The 21,248-nt window shown below is 39.8% G+C and carries 19 protein-coding genes; 3 read left to right on the top strand and 16 right to left on the bottom strand.

Features of this window, described 5'->3' with window-relative positions:
- Window position 1: 1 nt before the first annotated feature.
- The 12 genes from fabZ to rpsB all read right to left on the bottom strand — a co-directional run bounded on the left by fabZ (window position 2) and on the right by rpsB (window position 12,251).
- Window positions 2-454, bottom strand: coding sequence for a 3-hydroxyacyl-ACP dehydratase FabZ (gene fabZ / locus HC728_RS06310; RefSeq protein WP_005420541.1), 453 nt, complete (start codon window positions 452-454; stop codon window positions 2-4).
- 127 nt (window positions 455-581) lie between these two features.
- Window positions 582-1,601, bottom strand: a complete 1,020-nt coding sequence (gene lpxD, locus HC728_RS06305; RefSeq protein WP_190395219.1) for a UDP-3-O-(3-hydroxymyristoyl)glucosamine N-acyltransferase — start codon at window positions 1,599-1,601, stop codon at window positions 582-584.
- Window positions 1,602-1,609: 8 nt separating this feature from the next.
- Window positions 1,610-2,125: an OmpH family outer membrane protein gene (locus HC728_RS06300; RefSeq protein WP_011262427.1), complete on the bottom strand. Its 516-nt coding sequence runs from the start codon at window positions 2,123-2,125 to the stop codon at window positions 1,610-1,612.
- Between the two features lie 74 nt (window positions 2,126-2,199).
- Window positions 2,200-4,629 (bottom strand): outer membrane protein assembly factor BamA, encoded by a 2,430-nt coding sequence (bamA, locus tag HC728_RS06295; RefSeq protein ID WP_017019012.1) that lies wholly within the window; start codon window positions 4,627-4,629, stop codon window positions 2,200-2,202.
- Between the two features lie 29 nt (window positions 4,630-4,658).
- Entirely contained in the window at window positions 4,659-6,017 is a 1,359-nt protein-coding gene (gene rseP, locus HC728_RS06290; RefSeq protein ID WP_065624772.1) for a sigma E protease regulator RseP, read from the bottom strand.
- Between the two features lie 2 nt (window positions 6,018-6,019).
- Window positions 6,020-7,222, bottom strand: a complete 1,203-nt coding sequence (gene ispC / locus HC728_RS06285) for a 1-deoxy-D-xylulose-5-phosphate reductoisomerase (RefSeq protein WP_065622081.1) — start codon at window positions 7,220-7,222, stop codon at window positions 6,020-6,022.
- Between the two features lie 106 nt (window positions 7,223-7,328).
- Window positions 7,329-8,168 carry a phosphatidate cytidylyltransferase gene (locus tag HC728_RS06280; RefSeq protein WP_012532919.1) on the bottom strand — a complete coding sequence of 280 codons (840 nt, stop codon included), beginning with the start codon at window positions 8,166-8,168 and terminating at the stop codon, window positions 7,329-7,331.
- A 3-nt stretch (window positions 8,169-8,171) separates the two neighbouring features.
- Window positions 8,172-8,933 carry an isoprenyl transferase gene (locus HC728_RS06275; RefSeq protein ID WP_370539781.1) on the bottom strand — a complete coding sequence of 254 codons (762 nt, stop codon included), beginning with the start codon at window positions 8,931-8,933 and terminating at the stop codon, window positions 8,172-8,174.
- A 133-nt stretch (window positions 8,934-9,066) separates the two neighbouring features.
- The gene (gene frr / locus HC728_RS06270; RefSeq protein WP_005420553.1) at window positions 9,067-9,624 is read right to left on the bottom strand and encodes a ribosome recycling factor; all 558 of its coding nucleotides are present in this window, start codon (window positions 9,622-9,624) and stop codon (window positions 9,067-9,069) included.
- Window positions 9,625-9,659: 35 nt separating this feature from the next.
- Entirely contained in the window at window positions 9,660-10,391 is a 732-nt protein-coding gene (pyrH, locus tag HC728_RS06265; protein ID WP_005420555.1) for a UMP kinase, read from the bottom strand.
- A 152-nt stretch (window positions 10,392-10,543) separates the two neighbouring features.
- The gene (tsf, locus tag HC728_RS06260; protein ID WP_005420557.1) at window positions 10,544-11,389 is read right to left on the bottom strand and encodes a translation elongation factor Ts; all 846 of its coding nucleotides are present in this window, start codon (window positions 11,387-11,389) and stop codon (window positions 10,544-10,546) included.
- Between the two features lie 133 nt (window positions 11,390-11,522).
- Entirely contained in the window at window positions 11,523-12,251 is a 729-nt protein-coding gene (gene rpsB, locus HC728_RS06255) for a 30S ribosomal protein S2 (protein WP_005420558.1), read from the bottom strand.
- Between the two features lie 359 nt (window positions 12,252-12,610).
- On the opposite strand from rpsB, the gene map reads away from it, so the two are divergent.
- From map to HC728_RS06240, 3 genes are all read left to right on the top strand, one after another.
- Window positions 12,611-13,438: a type I methionyl aminopeptidase gene (gene map, locus HC728_RS06250; RefSeq protein WP_069582351.1), complete on the top strand. Its 828-nt coding sequence runs from the start codon at window positions 12,611-12,613 to the stop codon at window positions 13,436-13,438.
- Window positions 13,439-13,496: 58 nt separating this feature from the next.
- Window positions 13,497-16,118, top strand: coding sequence for a bifunctional uridylyltransferase/uridylyl-removing protein GlnD (gene glnD / locus HC728_RS06245; protein WP_017019016.1), 2,622 nt, complete (start codon window positions 13,497-13,499; stop codon window positions 16,116-16,118).
- A gap of 139 nt (window positions 16,119-16,257) precedes the next feature.
- On the top strand, window positions 16,258-16,638 hold the full coding sequence (locus HC728_RS06240) for a DUF3461 family protein (RefSeq protein WP_005420564.1): 381 nt from the start codon (window positions 16,258-16,260) through the stop codon (window positions 16,636-16,638).
- Window positions 16,639-16,707: 69 nt separating this feature from the next.
- On the opposite strand, the gene secF is transcribed toward HC728_RS06240, so the two are convergent.
- The 4 genes from secF to tgt form a co-directional block, all read right to left on the bottom strand.
- Entirely contained in the window at window positions 16,708-17,658 is a 951-nt protein-coding gene (gene secF / locus HC728_RS06235; RefSeq protein WP_005420566.1) for a protein translocase subunit SecF, read from the bottom strand.
- A gap of 12 nt (window positions 17,659-17,670) precedes the next feature.
- On the bottom strand, window positions 17,671-19,527 hold the full coding sequence (gene secD / locus HC728_RS06230) for a protein translocase subunit SecD (RefSeq protein ID WP_005420567.1): 1,857 nt from the start codon (window positions 19,525-19,527) through the stop codon (window positions 17,671-17,673).
- Between the two features lie 53 nt (window positions 19,528-19,580).
- Window positions 19,581-19,916: a preprotein translocase subunit YajC gene (gene yajC, locus HC728_RS06225; RefSeq protein WP_005420568.1), complete on the bottom strand. Its 336-nt coding sequence runs from the start codon at window positions 19,914-19,916 to the stop codon at window positions 19,581-19,583.
- Between the two features lie 94 nt (window positions 19,917-20,010).
- Window positions 20,011-21,138: a tRNA guanosine(34) transglycosylase Tgt gene (gene tgt, locus HC728_RS06220; RefSeq protein ID WP_005420569.1), complete on the bottom strand. Its 1,128-nt coding sequence runs from the start codon at window positions 21,136-21,138 to the stop codon at window positions 20,011-20,013.
- Window positions 21,139-21,248: the final 110 nt, after the last annotated feature.

Genomic DNA, 21,248 nt, shown 5'->3' with positions numbered 1-21,248 from the left:
ATTAAAACTCTCGTCTTGCACACTTAAGCTCAGCAGAACATACAACTTCGCCATCTACTTTAGCTACGCCATTAAATAGTGCGATACCACGACGATCTTTAATAAATTCAACTTCAAGAACCAGTTGATCACCTGGTACTACTGGTTTACGGAATTTTGCTTTATCGATACTTGCAAAGTAGTACAGTTCATTCTCAGCAGGAGCACCGAATGATTTAAATGCCAATAAGCCTGTTGCTTGAGCCATTGCTTCAAGAATTAATACGCCAGGGAAAATTGGCATTTGTGGGAAGTGACCTGTAAATTGAGGTTCATTTACAGACACATTCTTGATCGCGTGTAAGTATTTCTCTTCTTCGAAATCAGTTACTCGGTCAACCAATAGAAATGGGTAACGATGAGGTAGTAACTCTTGGATTTCAGTAATATTTAATGTTTTATTTTCACGAGTCAAAATAGTATTCCTGTAAAACAATATCGTATCTGAGCAATAGTGTAGCTCAAATAGAGTAATAATAGATAGAAAAAGGTCTGCAAAATGCAGACCAATACTTATTTATTAGAATGTAGTAAAGTTAATATTAATCGACTAACTTTTTTTCAACTGCTTTTAATCGCTTGTTCATTTCATCAATCTTATGAACACGAGCCGCTGTTTTACGCCATTCTTTATTGGTTTGCAGTGGAATGCCTGATGAGTACATACCTTTCTCATCAATCGCTCGCATTACCATACCCATACCTGTGATGGTTACCCCATCCGTAATTTCGATATGACCATTAATTACAGAGCCACCGCCGATAATACAGTGCTTACCAATTTTAGTACTGCCTGCAACTATAGTACCACCAGCCATTGCTGAACCAGATCCGATTTGTACGTTATGCGCAATTTGAATTTGGTTATCGATGATAACATTGCTTTCAATAATGGTGTCATCAATAGCACCACGATCAATCGTCGTATTTGCACCAATCTCAACATTATCGCCAATAATTACAGAACCTAACTGTGGGATCTTAACCCAAGTACCGCGATCATTTGCATAGCCAAAACCGTCAGAACCAATAACGGTACCAGATTGAACAAGGCAAGCTTCACCAATTTTAACACGGTGATAAACAGATACATTTGCCCATAATTTAGTATTTTTACCGATTTTTGCTTCTTTACCGATAAAACAACCAGCACCAATCATTGCACCATCAGCAATAACCGCTTTTGATTCAATAACCGCATTATGACCAATAGCAACACCTTCACCAATAATTGCATCATCAGCAATATAAGCAGAAGGTGCAATATCACTAGCAGGAGCAGGTGTTGTGTCCAATGCTTGTGCTGCTAGTGCAAAGCCTAAATATGGGTCTCGCATTATTAGAGCGTTAGATTGACAGAATTCCACATCTGCTTCTTTAACAATAACAGCAGAAGCTTGGCACTCAACTAAATGTTTACGATACTTAGCATCAGAAAGGAAAGTAATATCCCCTTCCTTTGCCTTGCTCATCGAAGCGATTGAGTGAACCACAACAGTGCCATCACCATGGACTGTTGCATCTAATTTTTCTGCCAATTCAGCAAGCGTAATACGAGACATATTCAACCTTATTTAATTGCTTTAATAACTTTTTCTGATAGGTTGTCTTCTGGTTTAGCCCAAAGCAATGTTGCAGCGTCAACAACCATATCGTAGCCTTCTTTATTTGCTACTTTCTCTACAGTTTGTTGCACTTGCATAATTAACTTTTGACGCTCTTCACCTTGACGACGACGGTTATCTTCATCTAAAGCTTGTGCTTTTAGTTTGTAATCAGACTGAAGTGAAGCGATTTCACGCTCAAGCTTCGTTTTACCTGATGCACCTAATAACTCACCATCGCGTTTGATAGTTTCAACTTTATCTTTAATTTTTGATTCTAAACCACGTAACTCATCAATACGATCTTTAAATTCAGCACGAAGCTTTTCTGAAATAGCTTCACGTTGTGGCATTTGCTGAACAATTTGAGCCATGTTTACATAACCAACTTTGGTTGCTGCTTCTGCTGCATTAGCAAAAAAAGAACCACTTACCAGAACTGCGCCTAAAGCGGCTACTTTCACTAATTTTTTCAAAATCATATCCTTACTTAACTATTATCGTATATAAACCAATACAGTTTACATTAACACTTTTCTATTAGAGCTATCAATGCTTAGAAAGTTCGACCAATGGTGAAACTGAAGAATTCTTCATCATCACCTTCATAAATTTTCACTGGTTTCGCAATTGAGAATACTAATGGTCCCATTGGTGACATCCATTGTACGGCAGCACCATACGATGAACGGAAGTTTGATGGGTCAGAGTAATCATAGTAGTACTGAGCTCCATCCATTCCCGGTTTAGGTTCTTTATAATCAAATTCAGTATCCCAAACACTTGCCATATCAAAGAAAACGCTGGTTCGAATTTGATTTCGAGTCTCCTCACTTGCAAACGGTGTTGGAACGATTAATTCAATACTTGCTAATGCTGTTGCGTTACCACCAACAGAGTCATCTGTTGCCGCATACGAAGTATTGTTACCTATACCACCATTTGAGCCTTGCGCATATACTGCTTTTGGACCCGCAGAGTTTGAACCAAAACCACGTAGCGTAGTGAAGCCACCCGCATAGAAGTTTTCATAGAATGGATACAGGTTATCATTACCATCAGTTTGACCATAACCATTACCATAACCCGCCTTACCACGCATTAATAAAGCAAACTCATGCTTCTTAGTTAATGGGAAGTACTGTCGAACTTCATATTGCGCTTTAAAGAACTGTGAATCAGAATTTGGCGTTGTGATTTTATACGACGCACGTTGGTAGTTACCCGCAGTTGGGAAATACCCTTTATTCAAGTTATTACGTGTCCACGACAAGGTGACATCAAAATCACTAACGATTAAGGTTTGATCACCACTATCATATGCATCGCCTACAGATTGTAGATACTGTTCAATCTGTACATAACCTTCTAAGTTTGAAATTTTATTGTGCGTATAACCCACACCAATTTCAAAATAGTTCAATTCATCAAATGGGAAACCCCAAGTTAAACTACCGCCATAACTTTGGTTGGTGTAGTCAACAATACCTGCATCTGATGCTTCAAACTCATTATAGAAGATCTTACCGCCAAGACTGACACCATCAAGGTTCCAGTATGGATCACGGTAGTCTAAACTGATGTTCTTTTGATAATCGTTCATCATCGCATTAATACCAACACGATTACCTGAACCAATAAAGTTATCTTGTTGTAAACCTACTTGGAAACTTATGCCTGACTCCGTACCATAACCGACACCAAAGTTAACACTACCGGAGTTCGCTTCTTTTACAGAATAAACCAGATCCACTTCATCATCAGAGCCAGGAACACGAACAGTTTGAACATCAACAGTTTCAAAGAAGCCCAAACGATTTAGACGGTTTTTACCTGTTTCAATTGACTTAGAGTTTAACCAAGCCCCTTCCATTTGACGCATTTCACGACGTAATACTTCATCTTTTGTCGATGTATTACCAACAAATCGAATATCACGAACGTACATACGATTACCTGCTTCAACATTGATGATTAATGATACCGTTTGGTTTTCATCATCAAATTCAGGCATAGTACGAACTTGAGGATAAGCGTAACCCGCCTCACCTAAAATACGCTTTATATTTTCTTCTAAACTCGTTACCGCAGAGCCGTTGTAAACTTCACCATTTTCAAACGGGATCAGTTTTTTAAACTCTTCTTCTTTCCCAATTAATTCACCTTGGAATTTAACACCGCTTACAGTGTAAGGTTCGCCTTCATCAATCGTTAAAGCGATATACACACCTTTTTTATCAGGTGAAATAGACACTTGGGTTGAGTCAACTTGAAATTTTAAATAACCGCGATCAAGATAATATGAACGTAATGCTTCAATATCACCAGCAAGGACTTGTTTTTGATACTTTTCATCAGCTAAGAAGTTCCACCAAGCAACATCAACATTTAAGTTAAAACGGCTTAATAGTTGCTCATCGGTAAAAACTTCATTTCCAATAAAGTTAATTTGTTGGATCTTTGCCGATACACCTTCGGTGAACACGAATTTAAGATCTGCACGATTACGAGGAAGTGGCGTTACAACTGCATGAACCGTCGCGTTGTATTTACCTACGCTGTAATAGAAATCTTCTAACCCTTTTTCAATATTACTTAAGGTTGTTCTATCTAGCGCTTCACCAACTCGAATAGAAGAAGCCTCTAGATTTTGCTGCATCTGCTCTTCTTTGATCGCTTTGTTACCAGAGAAAGAGATATTTGCAATCGTTGGGCGTTCAGTTACCTTAATAAGTAATGCATTACCATCACGGAACACTTTTACGTCTTCAAAGTTGCCAGATGCAAAAAGAGCCTGAATAACCTGAGCTACATCTTGTTGGCTCATCGTATCACCAACACGAACAGGTGTTTTAAGTAGTGCAGCACCTAATGCAACACGCTGTAATCCCTCAAAGCGTATGTCATCAATAACAAATGTTTCTGCACTGTGCGCTGCAACACTGCCAAACAGCAGTGAGGCAATCAACAATTTTTTCATCGCCATAATACGTCTAATAATTCCCTTGCTACTACTTAAAGGCGCATAAAGTCGTTAAATAAAGCTATCGCCATCAATGACATAATCATTGCTGTTCCTACTTTATAACCAATTTCTTGAACTCGTTCCGATACTGGCTTACGCGTAATCCCTTCAATAGCAAAGAAGAGTAAATGCCCGCCATCCAATACAGGAAGAGGTAATAAGTTAATAATGCCTAAGTTAACACTGATTAACGCTAAAAATCCTAAAAATGAGACTAAACCATATTCAGCAGTCGTACCAGCCCCTTTTGCAATAGAGATGGGACCACTTAAGTTATTCAGTGCAACATCACCAGTAAAGAGTTTCTTTGTCATGGTGAGGGTTAAATCAATAATATCGCCAGTTTTTGCTAACGCTTTTTCAAACGCAACAATTGGGCCATACTGTTTTTCATAACGGTAGCCTTCTGGCCACTCTTGATATACAGGAGAAACACCTGCAAATCCGATAACTTTGCCATCTGCAATTTCTTTGCTATCTGGTATTAATACCAAATCAACAGTTTGACCTTCACGAGAAATAACCAAATCAACCGCTTTGCTCGGATTACCTTGTATAACATCAACCATTTCTTGCCATTTCGTTAATGCATTACCATTAACTGAAACCAAACGGTCACCAACTAATAAACCCGACTTTTCAGCTGCGCTGTTACTACTAACATTTGCAACATCAAGAGTTAAAGCTGGACGATAAGGAAAAAAGCCTAACGATAATAGTGGCGAATCTTTCTCTGGGTCAAAATTCCATTGGGATAAATCCAAACGCTTCGTTACTTCAACACCAATATTATTTTCATCACTATAAGTCACCGTCATAGAGTCATCACCAATGTGTGACACTATCGCCATGCTTACGGCTTCCCAATCGGATGTTTGGATTCCTGAAATGGCTTTTAGTTCAACACCAGCTGTAATTCCTGCTTTAGAAAAAATAGAGCCATCTTCAACTTGACCTACAACTGGTTTCAATGCGGTTACGCCGATCATAAAAGCAAGCCAGCATGCAAATACAGCAAACAGGAAATTCGCTATTGGTCCAGCAGCAACAATAGCACTGCGCTGCCATAATGGACGATTATTAAACGCTCTTTCTTTTTGCTCTTCTGGAACATCATCAACACGCTCATCTAACATTTTTACGTATCCACCAAGTGGGATCATCGAAATGTTATATTCAGTGCCGTCTTTGCCTTTTTTGCTCCAAAGAGATTTGCCAAAACCAATTGAAAATTTCTCAACAATAACACCACAACGGCGCGCTACCCAGAAGTGGCCAAATTCATGTACTGCAACAAGAATACCCAGTGCAATAATGAATGATGCTAAATTCCATAGAAGTTCTGACATAATTAAACCTTATTAATTGCCTCATCGGCATAACGACGCGCCATTCTATCTAGGTCAATCAGGCTTTCCAAGCTATCTAGCTCAAGGTTTTGGAAGTTTGCACATACTTTATGCAAAACAGCCTCATTAATTCGAGCTATATCCGTAAATTTTATTTTATTGGCTAAAAAGGCAGCAACAGCTTGCTCGTTCGCAGCATTTAGCCCCGTAGTTGCATGTTGACCTAAATAACACGCATCAATGGCTAGTTTCAAACAAGGGTAGCGAGAAAAGTCAGGAGCGATAAACGTAAACTCTCCAACCTTAGTAAAATCTAAAGGTTCAACACCTGCATTGACTCTTTTTGGGTAAGACATAGTACACGCAATGGGTGTTCTCATATCTGGCAATCCCATTTGTGCCAACACAGAACCGTCTTTATATTGGACCATTGAATGAATTACTGATTGTGGATGAATAACAACCTTTAATTGCTCTTTACTCGCATTGAATAACCAACGAGCTTCAATATACTCAAGGCCTTTGTTCATCATCGTTGCTGAATCGACAGAGATCTTTGGCCCCATAGACCAATTAGGGTGCGCAATTGCCATTTCAGGCGTTACGGCTTCAAGCTCTGACACATTGGTATAACGAAAAGGGCCACCAGAACCAGTTAATAAAATAGAACTAACACCGTGTTCCTCTAAATCGCAACGACCTAAATTGGTTTGAATTGATTGCGGTAAACATTGAAAGATAGCGTTATGCTCGCTATCTACTGGCAACAATTCAGCGTCATACTTTTCAACCGCATCAATAAATAGCTGCCCAGACATGACCAAAGCTTCTTTATTAGCAAGCAAAATACGTTTACCAGCTTTAACGGCCGACATGGTTGGTAGAAGCCCTGCTGCTCCTACAATTGCAGCCATCACAGTATCAACTTCGTCAAGTTGCGCAATATGACATAAGCCATCTTCACCAGAGAATACTTCAGCATTAATCGCATGAGCTGATAATAGCTCTTTTAACGCATCTGCCGCTGGTTGAGTTGCCATTGCGACGTATTTTGGTTTCCATTCAAGGCATAGCTCCAACATTTTATCGACATTAGTGCCAGCGCCTAATGCAACAATTTCAAATTGATCGGAATTTTGTTTTGCGACTGATAGTGTGCTACTACCAATAGAGCCTGTCGCTCCTAAAATGGTTAACTTGCGCATAATGAAATGACCATGGTGGTTTAAAGATAGAAAAACGGCAGATAATCCTATCTACCGCATAACTTAAAAATGGATATGGTATTTGTCGTCAAATACCTAATATCAGCTAGAAGAAATATAAAAAAGCAAAAACAGGAAAAGCCGCTGTTAAGCTATCAATGCGATCTAAAATACCGCCATGACCTGGAATAATCGTGCCACTGTCTTTTATTCCTGATGCTCGCTTAAACATGCTTTCTACTAAGTCACCTAAAACAGAGATGATAATTGTTGCAATAAAAATACCTAACATTGACGATGTACTTTCAAATTGAATATTGAATGCACTTGCTGCCCCCCAACCAATAATGATTGCGGTAATCACACCACCAATAAGACCCTCAATGGTTTTATTTGGGCTAACTGCAGGTGACATTTTGCGCTTACCAAATGACTTACCAGCAAAATAAGCACCGCTATCTGCTGCCCATACTAATAAACAAACAAGCAATACAAGTTTGGCGCCATAATAGCTATCTAGCATATAGTGATCAGCACGAAGCAATAAAATACTCCATAGGAAAGGAATCATAGTTAGCCAACCGAAAATATGCTTTAAAGGTAAGTTGCTATACCATAATTTTTTACTATTTGGGAAAGTAAGTACTAACCCCGATGCAATTAACCACCATGTAAAACCAACTAATAATATTATTTGGTGTTCATTACTAGGTATTGTCAGTTCTAACGTTGATGTTGGAAGAAAAAACAAAGACGCTGCTAAGACAGCAACAGAAGGGATAATAGCTAAATAGCGAGATTTTGATTCTGTAAACTGAGTCCACTCCCAGAATCCAACCAATGTAATTGCTGTGATAGCAATTAAGAACCCTTGCATTGGCAACATGAAGATCCCTGCAATAACAAGGGGCGCCAAAATAAGAGCAGTAATAATACGCTGTTTCAAACTTTATTGATCCTTTTCGTTCATTAGAGCTTGGATTTGTTCACCTGTACAACCAAATCGTCTTTCTCGACTAACAAACCAAGCAACAGCGTCAGCTAAGCTTTGTTCATTAAAATCAGGCCAATATTGGTCAGTGAAATAGAACTCAGCATAAGCCATTTGCCACAGCATAAAATTGCTGATACGACATTCACCGCTCGTTCTAATCATCAAATCCACTTCAGGCAAATCTGACATCGTCAGTTTAGATGCGATAAGACTTTCATCAATATCATCTGCCTGTAAATTGCCTCGTTCCACTTGATATGCGAGGCGACGTACTGCTTGTGTAATATCCCATTTGCCGCCATAGTTTGCAGCAACGTTTAGTACTAACCCTGTATTTTCAGAAGTTAATGTTTCCGCTTCAACAATTTTCTTCTGAAGGCGAGAACTAAACTGAGAAGTTTCACCAATTATACGTAATTGAATATTATTTTTATGAAGACGTTTTACTTCACGAGAAAGCACCGTGATAAACAACTCCATTAGAACACTTACTTCTTCTTCAGGTCGACGCCAATTCTCACTACTAAAAGCAAAAAGTGTTATGGCATTGATCCCAAGCTTGCTGGCTGCTGAAATGGTTTTTCTTACCGCATCAACACCTGCTTTATGACCAAATACACGAGGTTTTCCCTGAGCCTTAGCCCAGCGTCCATTACCATCCATAATTACCGCAATATGCTTAGGTAATACTTCTAATGATAAAAACTCGTTATTAATTTGACTGGTCATATAACTCCCTTAAAAATAAAAGCGCTGATGTCTCCACCCAGCGCTTCTTATGGTGTTCGTCGCCGACATCATATCATTAATTTAATGAAAAGATCAGTGAGAACAATGAGTATGAAAGCAATTATACTTCCATTAACTCTTTTTCTTTTACTGCAAGTACTTCATCAATACTCTTAACGGCAGCATCTGTAAGCTTTTGAATCTCATCTTGTGCACGGCGATCATCATCTTCAGAAATCTCTTTCTCTTTAAGAAGTGCTTTCACATCACCATTAGCATCACGACGGATATTACGAACAGCTACACGGCCATTTTCAGCTTCGCCACGAACAATCTTAACTAGGTCTTTACGACGCTCTTCTGTTAGCGGTGGAAGTGGTACACGGATTACTGTACCCGCTGACATTGGGTTTAGACCAAGATCTGACATCATGATTGCTTTTTCAACAAGACCAGCAAGTTCTTTATCGAAAACCGTAATTGCAAGAGTACGAGAATCTTCAGCTACAACGTTAGCAACTTGATTTAGAGGTGTTTTTGCACCGTAGTATTCAACTGAAATACCAGATAGAAGACTTGGGTGAGCACGACCTGTACGAACTTTTAACAGGTTATTTTTCAGTGCTTCAACACTTTTTTCCATACGCTCTTGCGCATCTTTTTTAATTTCGTTAATCACAAGATCACCTTGATTATTTTTGATTCGTAGGAGAATTATTCAGCGTTGCTGATCAGTGTGCCTTCAGTTTCACCCATAACTACACGACGTAATGCACCAGGCTTGTTCATGTTAAATACACGAATAGGCATGTTGTGGTCACGAGCAAGAGTAAACGCTGCTAAGTCCATCACTTTTAATTCTTTTTCAAGAACGCTGTTGTAAGACAGTTTATCATACAATTCTGCATCAGGGTTAGATACTGGATCAGCAGTAAATACACCATCTACTTTTGTTGCTTTTAAAACAACATCAGCTTCAATTTCAATACCACGTAGACATGCAGCAGAATCTGTTGTGAAGAATGGGTTACCTGTACCAGCTGAGAAAATAACCACACGGCCTTGACGTAATTGAGCGATAGCATCAGCCCAGTTGTAATCGTCACATACACCTTTAAGAGGGATAGCTGACATTACTCGAGCATTTACGTATGCACGGTGTAGTGCATCACGCATCGCTAAGCCATTCATTACTGTCGCTAGCATACCCATGTGATCACCTACTACACGGTTCATGCCTGCTTCTGCAAGACCTGCACCACGGAAAAGGTTACCACCACCGATAACAACACCAACTTGAACACCAAGCTCGATCAGCTCTTTTACTTCTTGAGCCATACGATCAAGCGTTGCCGGGTCAATACCAAAACCCTCTTCGCCTTGAAGTGCTTCACCACTAAGTTTTAATAGAATACGCTGATATACTGGTTTCGGGTTCGTCGTCATGGATTTTACCTTTTCACTAGAGTTGTCAAAATAACGGTCACCATTTAGTACTGGATTATTTTCTATTAATAATTCAATAGTAAAAGGTAACAGCTATTCACAAAAAGACCGCAGCATAGCCACGGTCTCTTTCAGTTACAATACAGAAGGGATTAACCTTTTTGTACTGCAGCTACTTCATCAGCAAAGCTCATTTCTGCAGCTTTCTCGATACCTTCACCAACTTCTAGACGTACGAAGTTAGATACTGAAGCGCCTTTCTCTTTAAGAATTTCAGCAACAGTTTTCTTAGGTTCCATGATGAAAGCTTGACCTGTTAGAGAAACTTCGCCCGTGAATTTCTTCATACGGCCGATAACCATTTTCTCAGCGATTTCTTGAGGTTTGCCTTCGTTCATAGCGATTTCAACTTGAACAGCTTTTTCTTTTTCTACTACGTCAGCAGGTACGTCAGATGGGTTAACGTACTCAGGCTTAGAAGCAGCAACGTGCATAGCGATGTGCTTAAGAGTTTCAGCATCGCCTTCACCAGCTACAACAACACCGATTTTCTCGCCGTGACGGTAAGAAGCTAGTGCAGAACCAGCAACGTATTGTACGCGACGGATGTTGATGTTTTCACCGATTTTAGCTACTAGAGCAACACGAGTTTCTTCGAATTGTGCTTGAAGTTCTTCAACAGTCGCTTGAGAAGCAACAGCTGCAGCAGCAACTTCTGCAGCGAATGCTGTGAAGTTAGCATCTTTAGCAACGAAATCAGTTTGACAGTTAACTTCAAGAAGAGCAGCAACGCCGTTTTCTTCTTTGATGATGATTGCGCCTTCAGCAGCAACGTTACCTGCTTTTTTAGCAGCTTTAGCAGCGCCAGATTTACGCATGTTTTCGATCGCTAGTTCGATATCAGCGTTCGCTTCAACTAACGCTTTTTTACATTCCATCATGCCAGCGCCAGTGCGCTCACGAAGTTCTTTTACAAGAGCAGCAGTTACAGTTGCCATTCTCAATTCCTCAATTTAATTGGTGGAGTTAAAAATCAGGGGCCAAATTGGGCCCCTGCTAACTATTTCAGTTTACTACGAAACGAAAAGACTCACTAGGAGCAAATAATAATTTCGACGAATCGAAAAAATATTATTCAGCTTCTACGAAACCGTCTTTTTCAGCTACAGCTGCAACGTCTTGGTTACGACCAGACTTAACAGCGTCAGCAGCAGCGTTCAGGTAAAGTTGGATAGCGCGGATTGCGTCATCGTTACCTGGGATAATGTAGTCAACACCGTCTGGGTTTGAGTTAGTATCAACAACAGCAAATACTGGGATACCTAGGTTGTTTGCTTCTTTAATAGCGATGTGTTCGTGATCAGCATCGATAACAAATAACGCGTCTGGAAGACCGTTCATGTTTTTGATACCGCCTAGAGATTTCTCTAGTTTTTCCATATCACGTGTACGCATTAGCGCTTCTTTCTTAGTTAGTTTCTCAAAAGTACCGTCTTGAGATTGAACTTCGAAGTCTTTTAGACGCTTGATAGATTGACGAACAGTTTTGTAGTTAGTAAGCATGCCACCTAACCAACGGTTGTTCACGTAGAACTGGTCGCTGTTGATTGCAGCTTCTTTAACAGCTTCAGATGCAGCGCGCTTAGTACCAACGAAAAGTACTTTACCTTTTTTGCTACCGATTTTAGCAAGTTCTGCTAAAGCTTCGTTAAACATTGGTACAGTTTGCTCTAGGTTGATGATATGAACTTTGTTACGAGCACCAAAGATGAATGGCTTCATTTTTGGGTTCCAGTAACGAGTTTGGTGACCGAAGTGAACACCAGCTTTAAGCATATCGCGCATTGATACAGTTGCCATTTTGAGAATTCCTCTGTTAAATGGGGTTAAGCCTCCACATACCCCGCTGATAATCCGACTCTAATTTAAGATTAAACAATCAAAAAAATGAGCACCCCGGACTGCGTGTCGGTATGTGTGTGATTTAAAATAAAAGTATAGTTGGTATTGAGAACAACAAATTGTTCATCAATCCGGCGCGCTTTATACCATAAAAACGCTGTTAAAATCCACTATTTTTCTCTTATAACTCATTTTTAAGGGATCATTTTACTGATCTAGGTATTCCCATCACCTTATAATTGAAAGATACAAGCTGCCTAGGTAAACTTAGAGACATTATCGTTTAATACGATTTAATTTTAGATAGAGAAAAGCCCATGTCAGTAAAGATTAAAAACGCTGCAGAAATTGAAAAAATGCGCGTAGCCGGCCAATTAGCCGCTGAAGTACTTGAAATGATTGAACCTTATGTGAAAGCAGGGGTAACAACAGAAGAACTTGATCAAATTTGCCATAAGCACATTACTGAAGTTCAAGGCGCAATCCCTGCTCCATTAAATTACCATGGTTTCCCTAAATCTATCTGTACATCAATTAACCACATTGTTTGTCATGGCATTCCTGCATCACAAGATGAGCAATACAATGGTTTTGTAAAACCTGCAGTATTAAAAGATGGTGACATCCTTAATATTGATATCACAGTAATCAAAGACGGTTACCACGGTGATACTTCTAAGATGTTCTTAGTTGGTGATGTAAGCCCTACAGATAAACGTCTGTGTCTAATTGCACAAGAGAGCTTATATGTTGGTATGCGTAAAGTTAAACCGGGTGTAAAACTGGGTGAAATTGGTACTGCCATTCAAAAATACATCAAAGGCACAACACCAAAATGTTCTATCGTACGTGATTACTGTGGGCATGGCATTGGTTCTGAATTCCATGAAGAACCACAAGTTGTTCATTACAAAAACAGCGATCGTACTGTATTAAAAGCAGGCATGACATTTACTATTGAGCCAATGATCAACTTAGGTAAATTCGGCTGTCTTCAAGACGACAACGATGGTTGGACAGTATACACAGGCGACGGTAAAAATACCGCTCAATGGGAACACACTATTTTAGTAACCGAAACGGGTTGTGAAGTGTTAACTCTACGTTCTGAAGAAACCATTCCTCGCCACATGAATAACAAATAACAAATCGCAAATAAACAGAAGGCTTCGGTCTTCTGTTTTTTTATCAGCAAGGATTGCTATGAAATATCTATCCCCCCTATCCTTATCCGATACTCAGCTTAATATTACTGAACTAAAGCAACAACTGACCCTTTTCTCTCAATACCAAATTAATGCCTTTCACCAACACAAAGCCGTTTCAGATTTAGTATTTGAACGATCTCACTATTTTGATCAATTACTCTCTCGACTGTGGCAATTTTTTAAATTTGATGACATCGCAAATACATCCTTAATCGCCGTCGGTGGTTATGGACGAAGTGAACTTCACCCTCTTTCAGATATTGATATTCTCATTTTAACTGAGAACAATACCAATGATACATTTTGCCAAAAAGTAGGAGAGTTAGTCACTCTACTTTGGGACTTAAAATTAGAAATTGGCCATAGTGTTCGTTCAATAGCAGAGTGCATAGAAATAGGTCAGAATGATTTAACTGTGGCAACTAACTTACAAGAAGCCCGCTATATTTGTGGTAATAAAGAACTGTCCCACCAACTAAAATTAAAAATACATTCAGACAGTTTCTGGCCAAGTGAATCTTTTTATCAAGCAAAGATTGATGAGCAAAAAAAACGTCACAGCCGTTACCATGACACCACATACAACTTAGAACCTGACATAAAATCAAGTCCAGGAGGGCTAAGAGACATTCATACTCTAAGCTGGATTGCTCGACGCCACTTTGGAGCAACGTCCCTACTTGAGATGAGTCAAGCCGGTTTTTTAACTGATGCGGAATATCGCGAATTATTAGAATGCCAAGAGTTCTTATGGCGTGTTCGCTTTGCATTGCATATTGAACTGAAACGATACGACAATCGACTCACCTTTGGTCACCAAGCTTCCGTTGCTGAGCATTTGGGTTTCATTGGTGAAGGAAATCGCGGTGTAGAGCGTATGATGAAAGAGTTCTATCGAACTTTACGCCGCGTTGCTGAGCTAAATAGCATGCTGCTCAAAATTTTTGACCAAGCAATCCTTCATCAAGGTGAGCAAGATGATGCCATTATCATAGATGATGATTTCCAACGCCGCGGACGATTAATTGAAGCTCGAAAGCCAGCTCTATTTCAAGCTCGTCCAGACACCATATTAGACATGTTTTTATTAATGGCGAACGACTCTACCATTGACGGAGTTGCTCCTCCTACCATGCGTCAATTACGAACCGCTCGACGTCGACTTAATCGTTTTTTATGTGAGATACCTGAAGCCAAAGAAAAATTTCTACAATTAACTCAGCACCCAAATGCATTAAACAATGCCTTTAGTTCCATGCATAAATTAGGGGTTCTTTCCGCTTATTTACCTCAATGGAGCCATATTGTAGGACAAATGCAATTTGATTTATTTCATGCTTATACGGTTGATGAGCACAGCATTCGTCTGCTTAAGCATATTAATAAATTTTCGGATACTACAAATCGAGATAAACACCCTATCTGTTGTGAAATCTTCCCTAAAATAATGAAAAAAGAGTTACTTATCATAGCTGCCATTTTTCATGATATAGCAAAAGGCCGCGGGGGCGATCACTCTGAATTAGGTGCCGTAGATGCCTATGATTTTTGTATTAGCCATGGACTATCAAAACCAGAAGCCAATTTAGTTTCTTGGCTCGTAAAAAGCCACTTGCTCATGTCTGTTACAGCACAACGTCGTGATATTTACGATCCTGATGTGATCACTGAGTTCGCCAAACAAGTTAGGGATGAAGAACGTTTAGATTACTTAGTGTGTTTAACTGTTGCTGATATCTGTGCGACTAATCCGGATTTATGGAACAGTTGGAAACGCTCACTTATCGCAGATTTATACAATGCCACCCAGCGAGCACTTAGAAGAGGCCTAGAGAACCCGCCAGACTTACGTGATCGCATTCGTCATAATCAACAAATGGCTTCTGCACAACTTCGTAGTGAAGGATTCACACAGTGGGAAGTCGATGCTTTATGGCGTCGATTTAAAGCGGATTATTTCTTACGTCATACTCATAAACAAATTGCATGGCATGCTAGCCATCTTCTTCGTCATCAAGATAAAGAAAAATCATTAATACTCATCAGTAAAAATGCCTCTCGTGGAGGAACTGAAATTTTTGTTTACAGTAAGGATCAACCGCATCTTTTTGCAACTGTAGCAGCAGAGTTAGATAGACGCAGTATTACTATTTATGATGCTCAAGTTATGTCCAGCAAAGATGGGTATGCGCTCGATACCTTTATGGTTCTTGACCAAAATGATGACCCTATTGATGAAGAACGACAACAAAGATTAATTGATCAACTTTACGACGTTAAACTAAATGACCAAGCAACGCACATTAAAACCCGTCGACCGCCACGCCAGCTTCAACATTTTAATGTGAAAACACGCATGGAGTTTTTACCAACTAAAACAGGGAAAAGGACGTTAATGGAGTTTGTTGCATTAGATACTCCAGGGTTATTAGCGACGGTTGGTGCCACATTTGCTCAATTAGGGATCAATTTACATGCAGCGAAGATCACCACAATTGGTGAGCGAGCTGAGGATTTATTCATCCTAACATCTGACGTTGGTGGTCGACTTGATGATGATAAACAAGCAGAGCTTGAATTAGCATTAGTTAAAAATGTAGCGAGATTAAGCTCGTAATATGAATGACTAAAAGCAATAAATGGGATGGATAAGATCTATCCCACAACTTTCATTCACAGCAGTTGTGATATCGGCCCTCATCGTTAATGCTCATCTAGAGGAATCTTATAACTACATAATAATATTGGAGTAAGCCATGTACCCACACCTTGTTAGCCTTGGAATTTCTGAACCAGAAAAAATTGAACGTTATTCTCTACGACAAGAAGCCCATAAAGACATATTGAAGATCTATTTTTCTAAGCAGAAAGGTGAACTCTTCGCTAAAAGCGTAAAATTCAAATACCCTCGCCAAGTTAAAAATGTGCTTGTAGATAGCGGCAGTCATCGCTATAAAGAAACCACTGAAATCAATCGAAATTTAACCCTTATCATTGATGAATTAAACAAAATTACTCGCCCAGAAAAAGAAACACCAACCGACGTGAAAAAGAAAATTCTAAAAGATTTAAGACATTTAGAAAAAGTGGTCGCGAGCAAAATAGAAGAAATAGAAAAAGATTTAGAAAAACTTTAAAGCTTTTAGTAGACATAAAAAAATGGACCATAATGGTCCATTTTTTATTATATAGTTAACAAAATACCGTTAAGGCATCTGTTCAAACTCTTCTTCGCCTTCTTTATCAATAGGCGTTGGCATTAAGTGTTCACGAGTGATACCTAGTTTCAGAGCTAACGCTGATGCTACATAGATAGAAGAATACGTACCGATAGTGATACCTAACAACAATGCAAGAGCAAAGCCATGGATCATCGCACCGCCTTGAGTGAACAATGCGATAACTACAAATAGCGTCGTTGCTGATGTAATTAATGTACGGCTTAATGTTTGCGTAATTGCATCATTAATAATGTCATTAGAATCACCCTTACGCATTTTCAAGAAGTTTTCACGAATACGGTCAAATACAACAATAGTATCATTCAAAGAATAACCCACCACCGTTAATAGCGCCGCGATGATCGTCAAATCGACTTCAATTTGTAAGAAAGAAAAAATACCTAACGTAATAATGATATCGTGCGCCAAAGCAAGTACCGCACCAGCAGCTAAACGCCATTGGAAACGCATCGAAACATAAGCCAAGATACATAACAGAGAAACTAGGATAGCTAAACCACCCGCTTCGGTAAGTTCATCACCCACATTTGGGCCAACGAACTCAATACGACGCATCTCTACTTGCTCACCAGTACCTTCTTTAATTGCACTGATGATTTGGTTACCTAGCTCTTCACCTTTTACGTTTTCACGAGGTTGAAGGCGAACAATAACATCACGTGCAGTACCAAAGTTTTGAACCGTAGCATCACCAAAACCTTTCGCTTCTAATGCACTACGGATATCTGGTAATTGTGCCGGCTGTTCAAAGCCAACTTCAATCAGTGTTCCACCCGTGAAGTCTAAACCCCAGTTTAACCACTTTGTCGATAACGTTGCGATAGAAGCAACAATCATCAACATTGAAAAGAAGAAGGCAGCTTTAGACCAACGCATGAAGTCGATCGTTTTCTCTGCTTTCATTAATTGAAACATAATAATGAGTCCTTAGATCGACAGCTTGTCTACGCGCTTACCGCCGTAAACTAAGTTAATCACACAACGAGTACCAACAATCGCAGTAAACATTGATGTTAAAATACCGATAGATAACGTAACAGCGAAACCTTTAATTGCGCCAGTACCAACAGCAAACAAGATAATTGCAGTAATCAGCGTTGTGATGTTCGCATCAGCAATCGTACTAAAGGCATTAGCATAACCTTGGTGAATTGCTTGTTGTGGATTACGCCCATCACGCAACTCTTCTCGAATACGCTCGAAAATAAGTACGTTAGCATCGACCGCCATACCAACCGTTAATACGATACCGGCAATACCTGGAAGCGTCATTGTTGCACCTGGGATCATCGACATAACACCAATGATTAATACCAAGTTTGCCATTAAGGCTAAGTTTGCAACAAGACCAAAACCACGGTAATAAACCAGTGTAAAGATCATTACAGCAACCATACCCCAAATACACGCCTGAATACCCATATCGATATTCTGCTGACCCATTGATGGACCAATCGTACGTTCTTCAACAATCGAGATAGGCGCAATTAGAGCACCAGCACGAAGTAGAAGTGCTAGGTTATGTGCTTCAGCTTGAGAGTCGATACCAGTAATACGGAAACTACGACCAAGAGCCGATTGAATCGTTGCTTGATTAATCACTTCTTCCGTCTTAGAAAGAATAACGCGACCTTCAGGTGTACGACGACCACTGTCTTTATACTCTGTAAATACCGTCGCCATTAGCTTACCGATATTTTTACGAGAGAACGCAGTCATCTTGCTACCACCTTCGCTATCTAGTGAGATGTTTACTTGAGGACGACCATATTCATCAGCACTTGAGCTTGCATCTGTAATGCTTGCACCACCAAGAATAATACGTTTTTTAAGAACAACAGGACGACCATTACGATCTTCTTTGATTTCGCTACCCGCAGGAGCTCGTCCGCTTGCTGCTGCAGCCAAATCCGCTTTATCATCCACTTCACGGAACTCAAGCGTCGCTGTTGCACCTAGAATTTCTTTAGCACGCGCAGTATCTTGAACACCCGGTAGCTCAACAACAATACGGCTTGCGCCTTGACGTTGAACCAATGGTTCAGCAACACCTAATTCGTTAACACGGTTACGAATAATCGTGATGTTTTGTTCAACTGCGTAATTACGAATTTCTTGTAAACGCTGCTCAGTAAACGTTGCAATTAACTTAAATTGACCGTTTGACTCTGATTCAACAAATGTCATATCACGATGAGCATCAGATAATACTTTTTTCGCTTCAGCTAATTGCTCTTCGCTGCGAAGAACCACTTCTACGGAATCTTTACCTGAGTCACGAATTGCGCGGTAACGAATCTTAGCTTCACGAAGATCAGTACGGAATGATTCTTCTTGCTGACCAATCAACTTGCTCATTGCCGCATCCATATCCACTTCCATTAAGAAATGAACACCACCACGTAAATCAAGACCAAGTTTCATTGGTGCAGCACCAATAGAGGTTAGCCAGTCAGGAGTTAACGGGGCAAGGTTTAATGCAACAACGTAATCTTTACCTAAAGACTCATTAATAATATCACGAGCACTGATTTGAGAATCAGTATCGTTAAATCGAACAAGAACAGAGCCATTTTCAAATGCAATTGATTTATAATCGATGTCATTGTTCTTTAAATTTTCAGCGACAACATCCAGCGTAGAGGTTTGAACCTCTGTACCACGGCTACCCGTGATTTGAACTGCTGGATCTTCACCATAAAGGTTTGGAAGTGCATAGAGAGCTGAGATAAGTAGTACAGAAACTACCATCAAATACTTCCATAAAGGGAAACGGTTTAGCACAGCGATGTCCTTAACGAAAAATACCCCCTAACCGAAGTTAGAGGGTACAGTTTTTATAGTGATTTCAGAGTGCCCTTTGGCAGAACAGCTGAAACAAAATCTTTCTTAATTGTTACTTCGTTGTTTGCGTTAAGCTCAATTACGATGTAATCATTTTCTTCAGATACTTTAGTGATTTTACCTACTAAGCCACCTGCAGTAAGAACTTCATCACCTTTGCCCATAGAAGCCATTAGGTTTTTGTGTTCTTTTTGACGTTTCGCTTGTGGGCGGTAGATCATAAAGTAGAAGATAACAGCAAACATACCAAGCATGATAAACATTTGCATACCACCGCCTTGTGGCGCTGCTTCACCAGCTGCGTGAGCTTGAGAGATGAAAAAACTCATTTAATAACGTCCTCGTATCTAAGTTTCTAATTTCCAGTTTCTAAAATGTGACCATACACATATCTAATTAGATATATGGGTGATTACTCTGTTTTTAAAGGTCTTTTAATGGTGGAACTTCACGATCACGACGTGCGTAGAATTCTTCTACGAACTGCTCAAAACGATCTTCTTCCAACGCCTTACGAATGCTCGCCATAATACGTTGGTAATAACGTAAGTTATGAATCGTATTTAAACGAGCACCTAAAATTTCATTACAACGGTCTAAGTGATGTAGATAAGACTTGCTGTAGTTTTGACAAGTATAACAATCACACTCAGGATCCAGTGGTGTTGTATCTGTTTTATGTTTCGCATTACGGATCTTGATCACACCACCAGTCACAAATAAGTGACCATTACGTGCATTACGTGTTGGCATTACACAGTCAAACATATCAATACCGCGACGAACGCCTTCAACCAAGTCTTCTGGTTTACCAACACCCATTAGGTATCGTGGCTTATCTTCTGGTAATTGTGGACATGTATGCTCTAAAATGCGGTGCATGTCTTCTTTTGGTTCACCAACAGCTAGACCACCAACAGCGTAACCATCAAAACCAATCTTAGTTAATGCTTCAACAGAAACATCACGTAAATCTTCGTACACGCCGCCTTGAACAATACCAAACAATGCATTCGGGTTTTCTTGGCGATCAAACTCGTTACGGCTACGCTCAGCCCAACGAATTGAACGCTCCATTGAAATACGAGCTTCATCGTGAGTTGCTGGATATGGAGTACATTCATCAAAAATCATAACCACATCAGAACCAAGATCGTATTGGATTTGCATTGATTTTTCTGCATCCATAAAGATCTTGTCACCGTTTACAGGGCTACGGAAATGAACCCCCTCTTCAGTGATCTTACGTGTTTTACCAAGGCTAAATACTTGGAAACCACCTGAATCCGTTAAGATTGGGCCTTTCCAATTCATGAAGTCATGTAAATCACCGTGTAATTTCATGATTTCTTGACCAGGACGTAACCATAAATGGAATGTGTTACCTAGTAGGATTTCAGCACCAGTACCTTTTACTTCTTCAGGCGTCATACCCTTAACTGTACCGTAAGTACCGACAGGCATGAACGCAGGAGTTTCAACCGTACCACGGTCAAATTGAAGTTGACCACGACGTGCGCGACCTTGTTTTTTGATCAGTTCGTATTTCACGAAACCTCCAATAAGCCAGAGAAACAATCTGACGACTTGTTTAATTTGCTACATTAATAATAACAAGTTAATGCGGCACCTCCATGTAAACTGATAAAGCAGTTAACATG

This window comes from Aliivibrio sp. S10_S31 (genome assembly GCF_014694495.1).
Classification (GTDB): domain Bacteria; phylum Pseudomonadota; class Gammaproteobacteria; order Enterobacterales; family Vibrionaceae; genus Aliivibrio; species Aliivibrio fischeri.
Note: the sequence above shows the minus strand (reverse complement) of the source record. Positions and strands in the feature narration are given on the sequence as shown.

What these genes read in the sequence shown, in the direction of transcription:
- lpxD (WP_190395219.1), bottom strand. Translation starts at nt 1,601, where the DNA reads ATGTCTCGTATTACGCTTGCTGAATTGGCAGAAAAATTAGATGCAACA.
- HC728_RS06300 (WP_011262427.1), bottom strand. Translation starts at nt 2,125, where the DNA reads ATGATTTTGAAAAAATTAGTGAAAGTAGCCGCTTTAGGCGCAGTTCTG.
- bamA (WP_017019012.1), bottom strand. Translation starts at nt 4,629, where the DNA reads ATGGCGATGAAAAAATTGTTGATTGCCTCACTGCTGTTTGGCAGTGTT.
- rseP (WP_065624772.1), bottom strand. Translation starts at nt 6,017, where the DNA reads ATGTCAGAACTTCTATGGAATTTAGCATCATTCATTATTGCACTGGGT.
- ispC (WP_065622081.1), bottom strand. Translation starts at nt 7,222, where the DNA reads ATGCGCAAGTTAACCATTTTAGGAGCGACAGGCTCTATTGGTAGTAGC.
- pyrH (WP_005420555.1), bottom strand. Translation starts at nt 10,391, where the DNA reads ATGACGACGAACCCGAAACCAGTATATCAGCGTATTCTATTAAAACTT.
- tsf (WP_005420557.1), bottom strand. Translation starts at nt 11,389, where the DNA reads ATGGCAACTGTAACTGCTGCTCTTGTAAAAGAACTTCGTGAGCGCACT.
- rpsB (WP_005420558.1), bottom strand. Translation starts at nt 12,251, where the DNA reads ATGGCAACTGTATCAATGCGCGATATGCTTAAAGCTGGTGTTCACTTC.
- map (WP_069582351.1), top strand. Translation starts at nt 12,611, where the DNA reads ATGTCAGTAAAGATTAAAAACGCTGCAGAAATTGAAAAAATGCGCGTA.
- glnD (WP_017019016.1), top strand. Translation starts at nt 13,497, where the DNA reads ATGAAATATCTATCCCCCCTATCCTTATCCGATACTCAGCTTAATATT.
- HC728_RS06240 (WP_005420564.1), top strand. Translation starts at nt 16,258, where the DNA reads ATGTACCCACACCTTGTTAGCCTTGGAATTTCTGAACCAGAAAAAATT.
- secF (WP_005420566.1), bottom strand. Translation starts at nt 17,658, where the DNA reads ATGTTTCAATTAATGAAAGCAGAGAAAACGATCGACTTCATGCGTTGG.
- yajC (WP_005420568.1), bottom strand. Translation starts at nt 19,916, where the DNA reads ATGAGTTTTTTCATCTCTCAAGCTCACGCAGCTGGTGAAGCAGCGCCA.